This window comes from Streptomyces sp. NPDC091209, assembly GCF_044757755.1.
In the GTDB taxonomy this organism is placed as follows: domain Bacteria; phylum Actinomycetota; class Actinomycetes; order Streptomycetales; family Streptomycetaceae; genus Streptomyces.
In genome coordinates this window covers 350,773-367,479 of record NZ_JBIVVR010000007.1, presented here as the reverse complement: position 1 = coordinate 367,479, position 16,707 = coordinate 350,773, and the positions used below count along the sequence as shown (strand labels likewise).

The 16,707-nt window shown below is 71.4% G+C and carries 13 protein-coding genes and 1 tRNA gene; 5 read left to right on the top strand and 9 right to left on the bottom strand.

Annotated features, from left to right (window positions below):
- Nucleotides 1-151: 151 nt before the first annotated feature.
- The 3 genes from ACIQRL_RS22585 to pgsA are packed head-to-tail and all read right to left on the bottom strand — an operon-like array spanning nucleotide 152 to nucleotide 2,978.
- Nucleotides 152-1,312, bottom strand: a complete 1,161-nt coding sequence (locus ACIQRL_RS22585) for a glycosyltransferase family 4 protein (protein WP_401334114.1) — start codon at nucleotides 1,310-1,312, stop codon at nucleotides 152-154.
- Nucleotides 1,309-2,259, bottom strand: a complete 951-nt coding sequence (locus tag ACIQRL_RS22580) for a phosphatidylinositol mannoside acyltransferase (RefSeq protein WP_401334111.1) — start codon at nucleotides 2,257-2,259, stop codon at nucleotides 1,309-1,311. Before ACIQRL_RS22580 ends, ACIQRL_RS22585 begins: the two co-directional genes overlap by 4 nt.
- The gene (gene pgsA, locus ACIQRL_RS22575) at nucleotides 2,256-2,978 is read right to left on the bottom strand and encodes a phosphatidylinositol phosphate synthase (RefSeq protein WP_401334479.1); all 723 of its coding nucleotides are present in this window, start codon (nucleotides 2,976-2,978) and stop codon (nucleotides 2,256-2,258) included. Before pgsA ends, ACIQRL_RS22580 begins: the two co-directional genes overlap by 4 nt.
- A gap of 245 nt (nucleotides 2,979-3,223) precedes the next feature.
- Here pgsA and ACIQRL_RS22570 point away from each other — a divergent pair, with 245 nt between their 5' ends.
- Both ACIQRL_RS22570 and ACIQRL_RS22565 read left to right on the top strand, forming a co-directional pair.
- Entirely contained in the window at nucleotides 3,224-5,419 is a 2,196-nt protein-coding gene (locus tag ACIQRL_RS22570; RefSeq protein WP_401334108.1) for an elongation factor G-like protein EF-G2, read from the top strand.
- A gap of 170 nt (nucleotides 5,420-5,589) precedes the next feature.
- A complete protein-coding gene (locus tag ACIQRL_RS22565; RefSeq protein WP_401334105.1) occupies nucleotides 5,590-7,257 on the top strand; it encodes a hypothetical protein in 1,668 nt (555 codons plus the stop codon).
- A 45-nt stretch (nucleotides 7,258-7,302) separates the two neighbouring features.
- Here ACIQRL_RS22565 and ACIQRL_RS22560 read toward each other — a convergent pair whose 3' ends face one another.
- Nucleotides 7,303-7,863, bottom strand: a complete 561-nt coding sequence (locus tag ACIQRL_RS22560) for an HIT family protein (RefSeq protein WP_401334102.1) — start codon at nucleotides 7,861-7,863, stop codon at nucleotides 7,303-7,305.
- A 67-nt stretch (nucleotides 7,864-7,930) separates the two neighbouring features.
- On the opposite strand from ACIQRL_RS22560, the gene ACIQRL_RS22555 reads away from it, so the two are divergent.
- Entirely contained in the window at nucleotides 7,931-8,587 is a 657-nt protein-coding gene (locus ACIQRL_RS22555) for a potassium channel family protein (RefSeq protein WP_401334100.1), read from the top strand.
- 43 nt (nucleotides 8,588-8,630) lie between these two features.
- Here ACIQRL_RS22555 and thrS read toward each other — a convergent pair whose 3' ends face one another.
- The 3 genes from thrS to ACIQRL_RS22540 form a co-directional block, all read right to left on the bottom strand.
- Nucleotides 8,631-10,607 carry a threonine--tRNA ligase gene (gene thrS / locus ACIQRL_RS22550; RefSeq protein WP_401334097.1) on the bottom strand — a complete coding sequence of 659 codons (1,977 nt, stop codon included), beginning with the start codon at nucleotides 10,605-10,607 and terminating at the stop codon, nucleotides 8,631-8,633.
- Nucleotides 10,608-10,764: 157 nt separating this feature from the next.
- The gene (locus ACIQRL_RS22545; RefSeq protein ID WP_401334094.1) at nucleotides 10,765-11,982 is read right to left on the bottom strand and encodes a hypothetical protein; all 1,218 of its coding nucleotides are present in this window, start codon (nucleotides 11,980-11,982) and stop codon (nucleotides 10,765-10,767) included.
- Nucleotides 11,979-12,545, bottom strand: coding sequence for a DUF4365 domain-containing protein (locus ACIQRL_RS22540; RefSeq protein ID WP_037621207.1), 567 nt, complete (start codon nucleotides 12,543-12,545; stop codon nucleotides 11,979-11,981). Before ACIQRL_RS22540 ends, ACIQRL_RS22545 begins: the two co-directional genes overlap by 4 nt.
- A gap of 170 nt (nucleotides 12,546-12,715) precedes the next feature.
- Here ACIQRL_RS22540 and ACIQRL_RS22535 point away from each other — a divergent pair, with 170 nt between their 5' ends.
- Entirely contained in the window at nucleotides 12,716-13,441 is a 726-nt protein-coding gene (locus ACIQRL_RS22535) for a 3'-5' exonuclease (protein WP_355839606.1), read from the top strand.
- A gap of 66 nt (nucleotides 13,442-13,507) precedes the next feature.
- On the opposite strand, the gene ACIQRL_RS22530 is transcribed toward ACIQRL_RS22535, so the two are convergent.
- Nucleotides 13,508-13,579: transfer RNA gene (locus tag ACIQRL_RS22530), tRNA-Val, on the bottom strand.
- A gap of 39 nt (nucleotides 13,580-13,618) precedes the next feature.
- A complete protein-coding gene (locus tag ACIQRL_RS22525; RefSeq protein WP_401334090.1) occupies nucleotides 13,619-14,065 on the bottom strand; it encodes an SRPBCC family protein in 447 nt (148 codons plus the stop codon).
- 119 nt (nucleotides 14,066-14,184) lie between these two features.
- Between ACIQRL_RS22525 and ACIQRL_RS22520 the strand changes: the two genes are divergently transcribed.
- The gene (locus tag ACIQRL_RS22520; RefSeq protein ID WP_401334088.1) at nucleotides 14,185-16,695 is read left to right on the top strand and encodes an SCO7613 C-terminal domain-containing membrane protein; all 2,511 of its coding nucleotides are present in this window, start codon (nucleotides 14,185-14,187) and stop codon (nucleotides 16,693-16,695) included.
- Nucleotides 16,696-16,707: the final 12 nt, after the last annotated feature.

Here is a 16,707-nt window from a genome sequence, read left to right as displayed (position 1 = left end):
ACGCGCGGCATACCGAACGGCGCCGTCCGCGGAGCCACCGCCCGGACGACGCGGGCCGAACCATCGTGTTCAGGCCGTTCTCGGCTCAGCGGCGCCTTCCCCGCACGGGAGTTCGCTGTGGGGCCGGTTCGGTCCGGGAGGCCGGACTCGTTCAGTCGCGGGCGAGGCCGAAGCGGGCGCGGAGGCCCGTGCGTTCGTCCGTGGCGACCGCGGCCGCGCCGTCGGTGACCGTCTCGTACACGGACAGGATGTCCGCGCCGACCGTCGACCAGTCGAAGCGCCGTACGTGGGCGCTGCCCCGCTCGCGCAGGCCGGCCCGGCGCTCCGGGTCGGCGAGCAGACGCACCGCGGCGGCCGCCAGGTCGTCCGCGTCCTCGTTGGCGAACAGCTCACCCGCGGAGCCCTGGTCGAGGACCTGGGCGAACGCGTCGAGATCCGCGGCGAGCACCGGCGCTCCGGCGGACATCGCCTCGACCAGGATGATCCCGAAGCTCTCGCCGCCGGTGTTCGGCGCGACGTAGAGGTCGATGCTGCGCAGGAAGCGGGCCTTGTCCTCGTCGCTGATCATGCCGAGGAACTCGACACGCGCGCGCATCTCGGCGGGCAGCGACTCCACGGCCTCCTTCTCGTCGCCGCGTCCGGCGACCAGCAGGCGCGTCTGCGGGCGCTCGGCCAGGATCTTCGGCAGGGCCTTCATGAGCACCGGCAGGCCCTTGCGGGGCTCGTCGATGCGGCCGATGAAGCCGATGGTGTCGCCCTGCCACTCGGGCTTGGGCTTGGCGCGGGCGAAGAAGTCGACGTCGACGCCGTTCGGGATGACGACCGCGTCACCGCCGAGGTGCTCGACGAGGGTGCGCCGGGCGTACTCGCTCACGGCGATCCGCGCGCTGATCTTCTCCAGGGCTGCCTGGAGGATGGAGTACGCGGCGACCATCGCCCGGGAGCGCGGGTTGGAGGTGTGGAAGGTGGCGACGATGGGCCCCTGCGCCGCCCAGCACGCGAGCAGGCCCAGCGACGGCGAGGTCGGCTCGTGGATGTGGATCACGTCGAAGGTTCCGTCGTGCAGCCAGCGCCGTACCCGGGCCGCCGACAGGAAGCCGAAGTTCAGCCGCGCCACCGAGCCGTTGTACGGCACCGGGACCGCACGGCCCGCCGAGACGACGTACGGCGGCAGGGGGGTGTCGTCGTCCGCGGGGGCGAGGACGGAGACCTCGTGCCCCAGGCCGATGAGATGCTCGGCCAGGTCGCGGATGTGGAACTGGACGCCGCCCGGGACGTCCCAGGAGTACGGGCAGACGATGCCGATCCTCACGGGGTCCTCTTCTCGGGATCCCGCGCGCCGGACCCCTCTTCGGGAGCCTTCCCGGGGTCGAGGTCCTTCAGCCACAAACGCTGCAACATGTGCCAGTCCTCCGGGTGGTCGGCGATGCCGGTGGCGAAGGCGTCGGCCAGCGCCTGTGTCATGACAGACGTCTTTTCGGCACGGGTACCTGATTCGGGGACCTCGACGGGCGGATGCACCTGGCCCCGCATGACGGGCGAGTCGTCGTACCAGAGGGTCACGGGCAGGAGGATGGCGCCGGTCTGCTGGGCCAGCAGGGCCGGTCCCGCGGGCATCCGGGTCGCCTCGCCGAAGAACTCCACCTCGACGCCCGAGGCGGACAGGTCCCGTTCGGCGACCAGGCAGATCAGTCCGCCGTCGCGCAGCCGCCGGGCCAGCGTGGCGAACGCGGCACCGCCACTGTGCGGGAGGACCTCCATGCCGAGACCCTCGCGATAGGCGACGAAACGGTCGTACAGCGATTCGGGCTTGAGGCGCTCGGCGACGGTCGTGAACGGTGTCTTCAGCCCGGTGGTGACCCAGGCGCCCGCGAGGTCCCAGTTCGCCATGTGCGGAAGGGCCAGGATGACGCCCCGGTCGGAGGCGATCCCGTCGGTGAGGCGGTGCACGTCCTTGATCTCGAACCCGTTGGCCACCCGCTCCTCGCTCCAAGCGGGAAGCCGGAACGACTCCATCCAGTAGCGCAGGTACGAACGCATGCCGGCCCGGGAGAGCTCGGCGAGCCGCTCGGGTGTCGCGTCCGGCACCACGCGCGCGTAGTTGCCCTCCAGGCGCCGGACCCCCTTGCCGCGCCTCTTCCACGCGATGTCGGCGATCGTGCGGCCGAGGCGCACGGCGACCGGCTCGGGGAGCTTCTTGACGGTGCTCCAGCCGAGGGCGTAGGCCCCGTCGACCAACCTGTCCCGGAGGCTGGTCACGAGGTGGCCTCACTGTTCTGGGCGGCGACCGCGGCGTCCGCCTCGGCGGCCTCCCGGCGGACGGTGACGACGCGCTGGATCAGCGTGACGAGGCTGCCGACGGCGACGATCCACAGCGCGATGGGCAGCAGCACCTGGACGCCGGGCACACCGAACGTGTGCAGACCCGCCAGACCGGCCGCGACCAGGGAGATCACCAGGCGTTCGGCGCGCTCGACGAGACCGTTGACCGCGACCGGCAGACCGATCGACTCACCGCGAGCCTTGGTGTACGACACCACCTGGCCGCTGGCGAGGCAGAAGATCGAGACGGCGCACAGCACGTTGTCGTCGCCGTTGCCGGCGTACCAGAGCGCGAAGCCGCCGAAGATCGCGCCGTCGGCGACCCGGTCGAGCGTGGAGTCCAGGAAGGCGCCCCAGCGGCTGGAGCGGCCGAGCTGGCGCGCCATGTTCCCGTCGACCAGGTCGGAGAACACGAAGAGCGTGATGACGATCGTTCCCCAGAAGAACTCTCCCCGGGGGTAGAAGACCAGCGCGCCCGCCATGACTCCGGCCGTGCCCAGGAGGGTGACCGTGTCGGGGCTTACCCCCCGGCGGATGAGAAACGCGGCGAACGGTGTGAGGACACGCGTGAAGAATGCACGCGCGTACTTGTTCAGCATGGCCTTCCCGAGGGTCGGTGTCGCCGGACGGCCCCTGCTGGCCGTCGGCTGGCCCATCGTAGTCACGCGTGCGCTTGTGCGATGGTCGGGCACCCGCACCCCGTGTCACGACCCGATGCCGCCGGTGTCACGGCGAGATCGCGTCCACCGTATGGACGCACCATGACGCGAGTGCAAAGCTCGAATACACCGCGGGCGTCACCGGAGCCGCCACCGTTGGGGGTGCCCCCGGACGGAGTCTGGGGAAGGCCTCGGTATGTCCCGCGCCCACAGAGACCTCACCGTGCACGGGAGGCAAGGCCATGGGCGACAAGGCGAACGCACACCCCGGAGCCGCCGGCAGGGCTACGGCGGCCGACCACCCCGCGTCCGTACGGAATGTGGTGCTGGTCGGCCACAGCGGATCGGGCAAGACGACATTGGTGGAGGCTCTCGCGCTGACGGCGGGAGCGGTGAACCGGGCGGGCCGCGTGGAGGACGGCGGCACCGTCTCCGACTACGACGAGATCGAGCACCGGCAGCAGCGTTCGGTGCAGCTCTCCCTGGTACCCGTCGACTGGGACGGATACAAGATCAACATTTTGGACACCCCCGGGTACGCCGATTTCGTCGGGGAACTGAGGGCCGGTCTGCGAGCGGCGGACGCGGCCCTCTTCGTCGTCTCGGCCTCGGACGGGGTGGACGGCGCGACCCGGATGCTGTGGGAGGAGTGCGCGGCCGTCGGCATGCCCCGGGCCATCGTGGTCACCCATCTGGAATCGGCCCGCTCGGACTTCGAGGGGATGACCCGGACCTGCGCGGAGGCGTTCGGCGGGGACGACCCCGACGCCGTACTGCCGCTGTACCTGCCGTTGCACGGCGCGGAGGCGCCGGACGGGCACGCCCCCGTGACCGGTCTGATCGGACTGCTCACGCAGCGGCTGTTCGACTACTCCTCGGGGGAGCGCAAGGAGGCCGAGCCGGGACCCGAGCAGCAGCCGCTCATCGAGGCCGCCCGCAACCGGCTGATCGAGGGGATCATCGCCGAGAGCGAGGACGAGACCCTCATGGACCGCTATCTCGGCGGCGAGGAGATCGACCTCGAGACACTCGTGCAGGACCTGGAACGGGCCGTGGCGCGCGGGAGCTTCTTCCCCGTGCTGGCCGCGGCTCCCGCCGCCGACGGAGCCCGGCAGGGGCTCGGCACGGTCGAGCTCCTCGAACTGATCACGGGCGGCTTCCCCACCCCGCTGGAGCGCCCGGCGCCCGCGGTGACCACACCGGACGGCGCCGCGCGCGAGGTGAAGGCGTGCGACCCGGACGGGCCGTTGGTCGCGGAGGTCGTGAAGACCGCGTCCGACCCGTACGTGGGACGGGTCTCCCTGGTCCGGGTCTTCTCCGGAACCCTGCGCCCCGACGAAACGGTGCACGTCTCCGGGCACGGGCTGACCGACCGCGGACACGAGGACCACGACGTCGACGAGCGCGTCGGCGCCCTCTCCGCGCCCTTCGGCAAGCAGCAGCGCGCCCTCACGCACTGCATCGCGGGCGACCTCGCCAGCGTGGCCAAGCTGAACCGCGCCGAGACGGGAGACACCCTTTCGGCCAAGGACGACCCGCTGCTCATGGAGCCGTGGCGGATGCCCGACCCGCTGCTCCCGCTCGCCATCGAGGCGCACAGCAAGGCGGACGAGGACAAGCTCTCCCAGGGGCTCGGCCGGCTGGTGGCCGAGGACCCCACGATGCGCCTGGAACAGAACCAGAACACCCATCAGGTCGTGCTCTGGTGCCTGGGCGAGGCGCACGCGGACGTCGCCCTGGAACGGCTGCGCAACCGGTACGGCGTGCAGGTCGACGTGGTCCCGCACAAGGTCTCCCTGCGCGAGACGTTCGCGGGACCGTCCACCGGGCGCGGTCGCCATGTGAAGCAGTCCGGCGGGCACGGCCAGTTCGCGATCTGCGAGATCGAGGTCGACCCGCTGCCCGGCGGCTCGGGCATCGAGTTCGTCGACAAGGTCGTCGGCGGCGCGGTTCCCCGGCAGTTCATCCCCTCCGTCGAGAAGGGTGTGCGCGCCCAGGCCGCCAAGGGCGTGGCCGCGGGCTATCCGCTCATCGACGTTCGGGTCACCCTGCTCGACGGCAAGGCGCACTCGGTGGACTCCTCCGACGCCGCGTTCCAGACGGCGGGCGCGCTCGCGCTGCGCGAGGCGGCCCGCGACGCGAAGATCCATCTCCTGGAGCCGGTGGCCGAGGTGAGCGTCCTGGTCGGCGACGACTACGTGGGGGCGGTGATGAGCGACCTGTCGGGACGGCGCGGCCGGGTCGTCGGGACCGAGCAGGCGGGCGGCGGGCGCACGCTCGTACGAGCCGAGGTGCCGGAGATCGAGATCGGACGGTACGCCGTGGATCTGCGGTCCATCTCGCACGGCACCGCGCGCTTCGACCGGCGGTACGCGCGGCACGAGCCCATGCCGCAGCAGATCGCCGAGCGGCTCCGCGAACAGGACCCGGGCGCCTGAAGGTTGGGGAGTCCGACCGGGGACTTCATCCGTCGGTGGGCGGCTTCCACCGTCCGCCGACGAATGTCGGCCGCGGCCGATACCCTGGGAACCTGATCAAGACGAAGACCTGATCAACAGGTGTGCGGGACACCGAAGTCGGGAAAGCCGCAGGAGCGGGTGCGGCGGCGATGGGGGCGGAAGTGGCGTTCGACGGTTTCGATTTCACTCCCGGGGCGCAAGTGCCGCTCACGGGCACCGCGGGGCAGACGGCGGCGACCTTCGCGCTGGCCTCGGCGGCGTACCGCGACAGTCCGGTGGAGGAGATCCTCAAGGCCGACAACGAATGGCACCAGTCCACCGTCAAGGCCGGACGGATCAAGCTGTTCGCGCCGAATCTCGGCGAGGCCTTCTCGGGGGCCGTCACCGCCCGCATGCTGGGCGCGGGCCGCGCTCCGCTCATCCAGTCCTTCGGCACCGAGCCGCAGGTCATCGTGGAGCACTGCCTCGCGGCGACCAACATCCGCCGGGACCGCGACAACTGGCTGTCGGCCGTCATGGTGCTGTGCGGGCTGCTGTTCCTGCCCGGACTGCTGGTGTGGCTGCTGGTCTTCCAGATCAGGACGCAGATCGCCAAGCGCGCGGACAAGCGCGGTTCCGCGCTCGGCACGACACTCCTGATCGCCGTCGGCGCGCTGGCCGTCCTCTTCCTCGTCCGCATGCCGTTCACGGGCTTCTGGGCCTGGTACGCGCGCGCCTCGGTGGTCCTGCCCGTCGTCGGCTGGCTGTGGGCGAAGCAGATCTGCGAGCGCACCGCCAAGGATCTGCGGGCGCGCTGGGACAACCTGCTGTCGGGCGGCGGCATCGGCGCCAAGATTCCCGAGGCGGTCCCCGGCAGCCCCGGGGAGACGGCGGCGGAGCGGCTGCGGCAGGCGCTCGCCCGGCTCACCGCGGAGCAGCAGTCCAACTCGGTCTTCTACGCGGGCCCCAAGGGCATACTCGGCATGGGCACCCGCTGGGGCAGCTGGCAGCTCGCCGAGGACCTGGTGGCGCGGGACGCGAAGAAGGAGATACACCCGTTCCGCAGCTGGGACGTCATCCGCAACATCCACGACCAGTTGCGCATGCTGGAGCGCGGTCCGCTCAACACCGGTGGTTTTCCTGCGCCTTCGATAAAGCACTGGATCGTCACGCCGATCGGCGAGAACGCGAAGGCGGTGTCCCGGCCGGGCGGCACGGACGTGGACGCCTACACGATCAAGACGCACGCCGTGCAGGACATCTGCAACAAGCAGCAGTTCGGCAGCGGCGACCGGCACTACCTCGGCGTCCAATGGACGCTCTGGGACGGCCAGTTGATCATCACCATGATGATCACGGTGACCGTCCTGCACCAGACGCTGCGCATCGAGGTGACCGGGCACGCGCTGGGGCCGGTGAACCCGCTGTTCACCAGCAAGCCGGAGGCGCCGACCAAAGAGGTCGCGAAGGCCGTCAAGTTCTGGGAGACCCGCAAGGTGAGCCTCCCGCTGGTCACCGCCGACGAGGTCGTACGGCTGGCGGCGAGGGCGCCGCTCACCTGGTATCCGCCGCTGCTGAACTGGATCGGCGGGAGTCTGGCGCTGCCCGAGCCGTTCGGGCTGCGGCACGCGTGGGCCGATCAGCCGTGGCGGCACCGTTTCATGGCGGACGACGCGCTGCGGGCCGCGACGCCCGTGCTGCGCGTGGTGCACACGGCGGCGCTCAAGGTGCTCGATGAGAACGGCGTCGACACGGAGAAGTTCGGCAACCGCTCGGCGTTCCTCAGCACGTCGGTGCAGGACGCCTCGCCGCGCAAGGCCGACCTGTACGACGCGTAGCCCCGCGGTGGACGGGGCGGCCCCGCGGGGGCGCCCCGGACCGGACTACGCGGTGGGCCAGGCCTCCGCCAGCATCTTGCGGGTGTCCGCGAGGAGTTGGGGCAGGACCTTGGTGTGGCCGACGACCGGCATGAAGTTGGTGTCGCCGCCCCAGCGGGGCACGATGTGCTGGTGCAGATGGGCGGCGATGCCGGCGCCCGCGACCGTGCCCTGGTTCATGCCGATGTTGAAGCCATGGGCGCCGGAGGCCGTGCGCAGGGCGGTCATGGCCTGCTTCGTCAGCTCACCGAGTTCGGCGGTCTCCGGCCCGGTGAGGTCCGTGTAGTCGGCGACGTGCCGGTAGGGCACGACCATCAGGTGCCCGCCGTTGTACGGGTACAGGTTGAGCACCGCGTACACCTGCTCGCCGCGCCTCACGATCAGCCCGTCCTCGTCGGACTTGGCCGGAATCGAGCAGAAGGGACAGCCGTCTTCGGCCCCCGGACCGGTGGGCTTGTTCTCGCCCTGGATGTAGGCCATCCGGTGGGGCGTCCAAAGGCGCTGGAACGCGTCCCGCGTTCCCACTCCGATCTGCTGCTCCGGCTCACTCGTCATGTGTTGCAGCATATTGCTTCGCCCGTTCGCGGCGTGTCGGCGGGTGCCGGGCAACGGGGCCTCCGGCGAAGCTGTGGCCATGGACGACGACAGCCCGATGACCCGCTGGGAGCAGCGCACCGAGGTACCGCTGGGGGTCGCGTCGCTGCTGTTCCTCGCCGCGTACGCGGTCCATGTGCTGGCACACGGTCTGCCCCAGGGCGGACGGGATGTCTGCCTCACGGTGATCGCGATCACCTGGACGGCGTTCCTCGTCGACTACCTGGTGCTGTGGCGGCTGAGCGGACAGGGCCCACGGTTCGTTCACCGTCACCTGCTGGACACCGTGGTGCTCGTCCTGCCCCTCCTGCGTCCCCTGCGGGTCGTCAAGCTCTACGACGCCGTGCTGCGGCGCCGTGGAGAGCCACGGCTCCCGCTGTACGCGCGGGTGATCTGCTACGCGGGCATCGCGGTCCTGCTGCTCGGCTTCTCGGGTTCCCTCGCGGTCTACCAGGCGGAGTACCAGGCACCGCACGCGACGATCGTCACGTTCGGCGACTCGCTGTGGTGGGCCGCCTCCACGCTCTCGACGGTCGGGTACGGGGACGTGACGCCGGTGACACCGAGGGGGCGCGTGATCGCGGTCGCCATGATGGTGTGCGGTCTGGCACTGCTCGGCGCGGTGACGGGGTCGTTCTCCTCGTGGCTGCTGCAGGTGTTCTCGCGCGAGGGCGACGAGAAGCCCCCGGGGCGCTGAGCTTCCCGGGGGCTTCGTGTCATGAGCCGGCAAGGCCTGCCGATCAGACCTGCGCGCGCTCCTCGACGACCTTCGCGATCTTGGCGATGGCCTCGTCGAGGGGGATGCCGTTCTCCTGGGAGCCGTCGCGGTAGCGGAAGGAGACGGCGCCGGCCGTCATGTCCTCGTCGCCCGCGATGACCATGAAGGGCACCTTCTGCTTCTGCGCGTTCCTGATCTTCTTCTGCATACGGTCCGAGGACGCGTCGACCTCGACGCGCAGACCCTTCTTGCGGGCCTCCGCGGCGAACTTCTGGAGGTACTCCACGTGCGCGTCGCCGATCGGGATGCCGATCGCCTGGACGGGCGCCAGCCAGGCCGGGAACGCGCCCGCGTAGTGCTCCAGGAGCACGGCGAAGAACCGCTCGATGGAGCCGAAGAGCGCGCGGTGGATCATGACCGGGCGCTGCTTGGAGCCGTCGGGACCGGTGTACTCCAGGTCGAAGCGCTCGGGCAGGTTGAAGTCGAGCTGCACGGTCGACATCTGCCAGGTGCGGCCGATGGCGTCCTTGGCCTGCACGGAGATCTTCGGACCGTAGAAGGCGGCACCGCCCGGGTCCGGGACCAGCGGGAGGCCCTGCTTCTCGGCGACCTGGCGCAGCGTCTCGGTGGCCTCTTCCCAGACCTCGTCCGAGCCGACGAACTTCTCCGGGTCCTTGGTGGACAGCTCCAGGTAGAAGTCGGTGAGGCCGTAGTCGCGCAGCAGGTTCAGGACGAAGGTGAGCGTCTTGTCGAGCTCCTCCGCCATCTGCTCCTTGGTGCAGTAGATGTGCGCGTCGTCCTGCGTGAAACCCCGGGCGCGGGTCAGGCCGTGCACGACGCCCGACTTCTCGTACCGGTACACGGTGCCGAACTCGAAGAGGCGCAGCGGCAGTTCACGGTACGAACGGCCGCGCGCGTCGAAGATCAGGTTGTGCATCGGGCAGTTCATGGGCTTGAGGTAGTAGTCCACGCCCTCGTCGAGCTGCATGGGCGGGTACATGCCGTCGGCGTACCAGTCCAGGTGGCCCGAGGTCTCGAAGAGCTTCCCCTTGGTGGCGTGCGGGGTGTAGACGAACTCGTAGCCCTCCTCCTCGTGCCGGCGGCGCGAGTAGTCCTCCATGACCCGGCGGATGATGCCGCCCTTGGGGTGGAAGACGGCGAGGCCGGAGCCGATCTGGTCCGGGATGGAGAACAGGTCCAGCTCGTTGCCCAGCTTGCGGTGGTCGCGCTTCTCGGCCTCGGCGAGGAAGTCGAGGTGGGCCTTCAGCTCCTCCTTGGAGGGCCAGGCGGTGCCGTAGATGCGCTGGAGCATGGGGTTCTTCTCGCTGCCGCGCCAGTACGCGGCGGCGTTGCGCATGAGCTTGAACGCCGGGATGTTGCGGGTGGTGGGCAGGTGGGGACCGCGGCAGAGGTCCTTCCAGCACAGCTCGCCGGTCTTGGCGTCGAGGTTGTCGTAGATGGTCAGCTCGCCGCCGCCCACCTCGACGTTCGCGCCGTCGTCCGAGGACGCGGGGCCCTTGATGCTGATGAGCTCCAGCTTGTACGGCTCCGCCGCCAGCTCCTCGCGGGCGTCCTCGTCGGTGACGACGCGGCGGGAGAAGCGCTGCCCGCGCTTCTGGATCTCCTGCATCTTCTTCTCGACGGCCTTGAGGTCCTCGGGGGTGAAGGGCTTCTCGACGTCGAAGTCGTAGTAGAAGCCGTCCTTGACCGGCGGGCCGATGCCCAGCTTGGCGTCGGGGAAGAGCTCCTGCACGGCCTGGGCCATCACGTGCGCGGTGGAGTGGCGCAGGATGTTCAGGCCGTCCTCGGAGGAGATCTCGACGGGCTCGACCTCCTCGCCGTCCTGCACCTCGTACGCGAGGTCCCTCAGCTCGCCGGCCACGCGGGCCGCGACGATGGTGCGCTCGCCGGTGAAGAGGTCGGCGGCCGTAGTGCCCGTCGTCACCACGCGCTCTTCCCGCTCGGAATCGCGTTGGATGATCACACGGACGTCTGACACCGGACTCTCCTGACTGAAGGCGACTCCACACCACATACGACATGGCATGGCAATGCCCCGAATCCTACCGAGCCCGGGGTCCCCTCCGCGAAACGGTTGTGGACAGTGCGCCCCGGTCGTGCCACGAGCGCGCCCTGGTCCTCCCCGTACGCGCGCCTCAGTCCTCGCTGCAGGCCTCCTCGAAGAAGTCCAGGTTCTCCTGGAGCGACTTCATCAGCCGGTCCCGCTCGGCTTCGTCCACCTGTACGGGGACGACGCCGGAGGCGTCCGTGAGCCTGCGGAATCCGCCGCGGCTCTCCAGCCGCCCGTGCACCCGCACCGGCAGCCCGACCAGATGGGCCTGGCCCGCTATCCGGTACGCCTCCTCGTCCAGGGTCATCCGGACGTGCGGGACCTCGGCGCCCGCGATGACCCGCAGCCGTACGGTGCCCTCCCCGCGCGGGCCCGACCTGCGCATCCGGACCACGGCGCCGGTGATCCGCACGGGCACGGACGGCTCCTCGCGCAGATAGCGGGCCCCGGCCTCGCGCAGCACCGGCAGGTCGCCGGGCGAGAACTCGACGGGCTCGGCGGGGTTCGCGCCGCCCTCGGGGACGCCCGCGGCGGGCGACCACTCGACGGTGATCCGGGCGCCCTCGGTGCCCCGGACGAGGGCCACCAGGGCTTCCATCAGTTCATGGCTGACGCCCGCCTCGACGGCCGCGTCGAAGGCGTCCATGCCGCCGGTGGCCCGCTGGTAGTCGATGGCCTCGCGGGCGGCGCACAGCGCCTCGTGCAGGCGTACGGCGAGCGGCCGGCCGGTGCTGACGGGCACGAAGGCGGTGAGGCCGCGGCCGCCGGGTTCCGCGCCGACCAGCACGTTCTCCAGGGAGGCGGCGGCGGACCTGCGGTGGCGGGCGCCGTAGTAGCCGGCCCGCGCGCGGGTGGCGAGCGAGCCGGCGAGCAGCATCTGGCGGGCGGCCCCGCGCAACTGCTCCTCGACGGTCCAGGGCGCGGCGCCGACGGGGCCGGTGGGCACGTCCCGCCACCAGCGGATCTCGTCGCTGGGCACGGCGAGGCCGACGAGTACGTCGCGGGCGGACGGTGATCCGCTGCGGGCGAGCGCGACGAGCGCCTCACCGAGGAGGTCGTCGCTGTCGGGGAAGGCCCGGTTCTCCGGCACCAGCAGACTGGTGCCGCCGCCCCCGGGCCCCGGTGGGGTCCATCGGCCGTACCGTCCGGCCGCTCCCCCACGGCGCTGCCAGCCGTGCCGTCGCAGCAGCGCGCCGAAGACGACGGGGTCGACCCGGTCGGGCGTGGGCGGATCGTTCCAGAACGCTTCGGCGGGGTGCGGCCTGACCGGCCGCAGTACCTCGTCGATGGGGCGGTGTGTCATGGTCTGCCTCCCGTCCCGACCCTCGTCATGATCTCGCAGAGGGCCCGGTCGTCGAAGATCCGCGCCGTCGGAATGCGGACGGTGGTCCGGCGCCGGCCCGTGATGGCGTGCCCGGCGAGGTTGATCCAGTAGCAGCAGTGCCGCAGGTCGAGCCGGTCGTGGCTGGCGCGCAGCCAGTCGTCCTGGGATCTGGGCACGAGCATCACGACCAGGATCTTGTGCACCGAGACCGGGGTGCGCGCGAGCTTCGCCAGGTGCTCGTTGTCGAGCGTGAAGGAGAAGGCGGGCCCCGGAGGGTTCGGCGGGATCTGGTACGTGCACTTGAGCTGCACCTTGATGGTGACTTCGTCGTCGACCGTGTGCCCGGGGGCGCTGTGGCTGACGTGCCAGTCGATGCCGTTGTCGGGAAACGGCTGGGACAGTGAACAGCCCGCGGCCGCCGCGACGGCGTGCAGGTAGCCGACCTGCAAGGTCTCCATGCAGGCGGTGGTGGCGAGCGATCCGCGATGGGGTGCCGTCCGCTGGGGCAGCAGCCCGCCCCGTTCGGGCTGCGCGAGTGCCATGAGTCCAACAGCCTTCCAGGCTTGATGTATCCCCGCGACGGGTCGCTGAACTGCAAAGACCCGTACCTCTGTTGTCTCCTTCCGGCGTACGGCGCAAACAGCCCGGGTATCACCAAACAGGCAGAAGACGGTGCGTCAGCTGCCGTGGGTGAACGAGGAGTTGTGTACGTATGACGTGCTGGTACGAGGGCCCTTTGGCCGCGTTCGACACGGAGACCACGGGCGTGGACGTCGAGACCGACAGGATCGTGTCGGCCGCCGTCGTCGTCCAGGACGCCCCGGGTTCCCGTCCGCGGGTGACCCGATGGCTGGTGAACCCGGGAGTGCCGGTGCCCGCTGGGGCGACGGCGGTGCACGGGCTCACGGACGAACATCTGCAGCGCAACGGCCGCTGGCCGTCGCCCGTGATGGAGGAGATAGCCCGGGAGCTGAGTGAACAGGCCGCGGCCGGCCGGCCGCTGGTGGTGATGAACGCACCCTTCGATCTGACGCTGCTGGACCGGGAGTTGCGCAGGCATCGTGCCTCGTCCCTCGACCACTGGTTCGAGTCGACTTCGCTGCGCGTGCTCGATCCCCGCGTCCTCGACAAGCATCTGGACCGCTACCGCAAGGGCCGCCGCACCTTGACGGACCTGTGCGCGCACTACGACGTGGTGCTGGAGGGCGCGCACGACGCGGCGGCCGACGCACTGGCCTCGATGGAGGTCGTCCGTGCGGTGGGGCGCCGTTTCTCGGCACGTCTGGAGCGGCTGTCGCCGTCCGAGCTGCACACGCTCCAGGCGGTGTGGCACGCGGCCCAGGCGCGCGGGCTGCAGGCCTGGTTCGCGCGCAGCGGTACACCGGAGGCGGTGGATCCGGCGTGGCCGCTGCGCCCGGACCTGCCGGCGGCGGCCTGACCGGGCGCGATGCCGGCGAGAACAACGAAAAACCGGTCCGTCGATGACGGACCGGTCTTCTCCGGGTGGGCGATACTGGGTTCGAACCAGTGACCTCTTCGGTGTGAACGAAGCGCTCTCCCACTGAGCTAATCGCCCGGGAACGGACTGAACAATACAGGTCCCGGCGGGTGGGGTTCAAACCGCTTCGAGGTGGGCCCTCAGTCCACGCCGTCCCGCGCGCATCATCAGGGCGTGGTTGGCGCGGAAGAAGGGGCGTCCCGGCACGGCGAGCCGCCGCAGCAGCGGCGTCGTGACGTGCACTTCCTGGTCGTAGCGGGCGCGGGTTCCCGGGCCGGCCGCGTCGAAGGTCCAGCGCGCCCAGCCGTCGAGGTCGCCCGACATCGCCATCTCCAGGACGCCGGCCGCCGGGTCCCGGCGCGCCGCGCGGGCGGTGATGGTGATGTCGTACGGCAGGACCGAGCGGATCCGGATGACGCCGGTCCGGTCGTCGACGGGAATCACCTCGCGCACCTGGGGCCACCAGAGCGGATAGTTCTCGGCCTGCTCCAGGACCGTGTACACCTCCGCAGGCGGCGCGGACAGTTCCCACACGGTGTGAAAGCGGTAGTGGCTCCAGTCCATGGACCGAGTGTGCCCACCGGCGGGCCCGATGTACCGGCCCCTGCCCGTGTGTCGATCTGAGTACGGCGTGAGTACCCGCACTCATGCCCGGGGGCGTGACCGGCACCACACTCCGGTGTATGTCCCAGATCCCTTCCCCGGCCGAGGAGTTGCGGCTGCTCGATACCGAGCTGCGGCAACTCGACTCCCGCCGCGCCATGTTGCTGAACCGCCGCGTCTGGCTGGTCCACACGCTCCAGTCGGCGCCCGTCTGGACCGCGCCCCTGGCACCGCCGGCGTTCCCGGCCCGTCGGCCGGAGGCCACGGCACCCGGTGTGCAGAACGTCCTGCTGCTCCTCGGCGGCATCCTGCTGACCATCGCGGCCGCCGCGTTCACGCTGGTCGGCTGGGGGCACCTGGGGATCGCGGGGCGTTCACTGGTGCTCGGCGCGGTGACGCTGGCCGCGCTCGGCGCGCCCGTGTTCCTGCTGCGGCGCGGGCTGCGCGCGACGGCCGAGGCGCTCGCGGGGCTCGGCCTCGCGCTGACGGTCCTGGACGCGTACGCGCTGTACGCGGTCGCGCTCCCCCGCACCGACGGCGTGGCCTACTCGGCGCTCGCGTCGACGGCGCTGGCCGCGGTGTGGACGGCGTACGGACTCGCGGTGGGCGCGACGGGACCGCGGGGAGCCGCCCCGAACCCCGGCGCGGACCGCGAGACCGGCGCCGCCGGCAACACAGGCGCGAACACAGGCACAGGTGTCGGCACGGGCGCGGGTCCGGAGGCGGCCACCGTCGCCGTACGGCCGTCGCTGTGGCTGCCCCTGCCCGCCGCCGTGGTCGCCGCGCAGTTGCCGCTGCTCCTGTGGGCGGTGGCCGCCGCCGCGGGTGCGTGCACCGTCACGGCCGCCCTGCTGGTCACGGCGGCCTTCGACGCGGCGCTGGCGCTGCGTGTGTCCCTGCAGCCCGTCCGTGTCGTCGCCGCCGCCTGGGCGTACGGGATGGGCGGCTGCGGCACCTTCGCCGCCGGCTGGCTGTCCTTGACGGCCGCCGGCCCGAGCGCCGCCGCCCGTGCGGCGGCGCTCCTCCTCTTTTCCGCGTCGATCGCGCTGGCGGCGGCCTGGCGCGTCCCGAAGCCGGGCCTCGCGACGGCCGCGGCGACGGCCGGGGGCCTGATCTGCGTCGTCGCGTTCGGCGGGGTGCTGCGCACGTCCCTGCCAGGCGAGTGGACGGTTCCGGGTCATCTGGCGTGCGGGATCGCCCTGTTGGCCCTCGCCAGGACAGGACTGCCGGCGCCGGTACGCCGTGGTGTCGCCCTGGCCTCCGGCTGCGTGGGCGCCCTCTCCGTGGCGTGGGCGCTGCCCGTGGTCCTGGTCACCCTGCTGGGACCGGTCGGTCTGGCGGGCTCGGTCTGGTCCGGTGCGCCGGCGAGCGCGCGGGACGCGGTGACGGCCGTCCTGCCGTGGCCCTCGGACTCGGCCACGGCGCCGCTCGTTCTCGCGCTCGTCGCCGCGGTTCTCGTGGTGGCCGTCCGCACCGCCGCGTGGCGTGCGCACGCCGTCGTCTGTGCGCTCACCCTGGCGTGGGCGACGGTGTTCGTCCTCCCGGCGACTCTCGAACTCCCTTACGCGGCGGGGCTGTCCGTGCAGGGGATCACCCTGGTGGCCCTGCTCGGGTATGCGCGCCGGACGTATCCGTCGGTCACCGCGCCGGTGCCGGCCCTGCTCACCTCCCTCAGCCTCGCGTTCCTGGCGCTGGCCTCCGAGACCGCGACCCTGACCGTCCTCGCCGCGCTGGCCGTCCTGTTCGCGGCGGCCGCCGTACGGCCCGCCCGGCGGCCCGGCCTCGGCCCGTTCGCGGCACCCGCGTCCCTCGGATACGCGACAGCCCTCGCCTGCGCGGCCGGCGCGTCCCTCGGCCTGCGGCCCGAGCACACAGCGCTGCTCGTGCTGGTCGTACCCGTGGTTGCGGCGCTGCTCGCGGCACGCGTCGAGGACGGACCGACGACCGTGTCGATCGAGGTCACCGGTGCCCTCGCGGGGCTGCTCGCCGTAGGGCTCGCGGTGGCCGAACCGGCCGTGCTGGCCACGGTCCTGGCCCTGTGCGCGGTGATCGCCGCGGGCACCGCCGTACGGCAGGACCGGCGCTCCGCGGGATACGCGGCCGCCGCCCTGTTCGTGCTGGCCGCCTGGGTGCGCCTCGCGGCCTGGGGTGTGGGTTCCCCGGAGGCGTACACGCTGCCGGTGACCGTTCCGGCGCTGCTCGTGGGCGCGTTCAGGCGCCGCGCGGACACGACCGTGTCGTCGTGGACGGCGTACGGGCCGGGCCTGTCCGTGACGCTCGTGCCGAGCCTGTTCGCGGTGTGGGGCGACGCGCACTGGCTCCGCCCTCTGCTGCTGGGCTCGGCGGCGCTCGCCGTCACCCTGCTGGGTGCCCGGCACCGTCTGCAGGCTCCGCTGGTGCTGGGCGGCAGCGTGCTCGTCCTGGACGCTCTGCACGAACTCGCCCCGTACATCATTCAGTTGGTGAACGCCCTCCCCCGTTGGACGCCTCCCGCACTCGCCGGTCTGCTGCTGCTCGGGCTGGGTGCCACGTACGAGCAGCGGATTCGCGACGCACGGCGGGTGCGGGAGGTGCTGGGACGGATGGACTAGCGACCGGTCGAC

Excerpts from the sequence above, each read along its gene's own strand:
- pgsA (WP_401334479.1), bottom strand. The coding sequence starts at position 2,978 with ATGGGCCAGCCGACGGCCAGCAGGGGCCGTCCGGCGACACCGACCCTC.
- ACIQRL_RS22570 (WP_401334108.1), top strand. The coding sequence starts at position 3,224 with ATGGGCGACAAGGCGAACGCACACCCCGGAGCCGCCGGCAGGGCTACG.
- ACIQRL_RS22565 (WP_401334105.1), top strand. The coding sequence starts at position 5,590 with ATGGGGGCGGAAGTGGCGTTCGACGGTTTCGATTTCACTCCCGGGGCG.
- ACIQRL_RS22560 (WP_401334102.1), bottom strand. The coding sequence starts at position 7,863 with ATGCTGCAACACATGACGAGTGAGCCGGAGCAGCAGATCGGAGTGGGA.
- ACIQRL_RS22555 (WP_401334100.1), top strand. The coding sequence starts at position 7,931 with ATGGACGACGACAGCCCGATGACCCGCTGGGAGCAGCGCACCGAGGTA.
- ACIQRL_RS22545 (WP_401334094.1), bottom strand. The coding sequence starts at position 11,982 with ATGACACACCGCCCCATCGACGAGGTACTGCGGCCGGTCAGGCCGCAC.
- ACIQRL_RS22540 (WP_037621207.1), bottom strand. The coding sequence starts at position 12,545 with ATGGCACTCGCGCAGCCCGAACGGGGCGGGCTGCTGCCCCAGCGGACG.
- ACIQRL_RS22535 (WP_355839606.1), top strand. The coding sequence starts at position 12,716 with ATGACGTGCTGGTACGAGGGCCCTTTGGCCGCGTTCGACACGGAGACC.
- ACIQRL_RS22525 (WP_401334090.1), bottom strand. The coding sequence starts at position 14,065 with ATGGACTGGAGCCACTACCGCTTTCACACCGTGTGGGAACTGTCCGCG.
- ACIQRL_RS22520 (WP_401334088.1), top strand. The coding sequence starts at position 14,185 with ATGTCCCAGATCCCTTCCCCGGCCGAGGAGTTGCGGCTGCTCGATACC.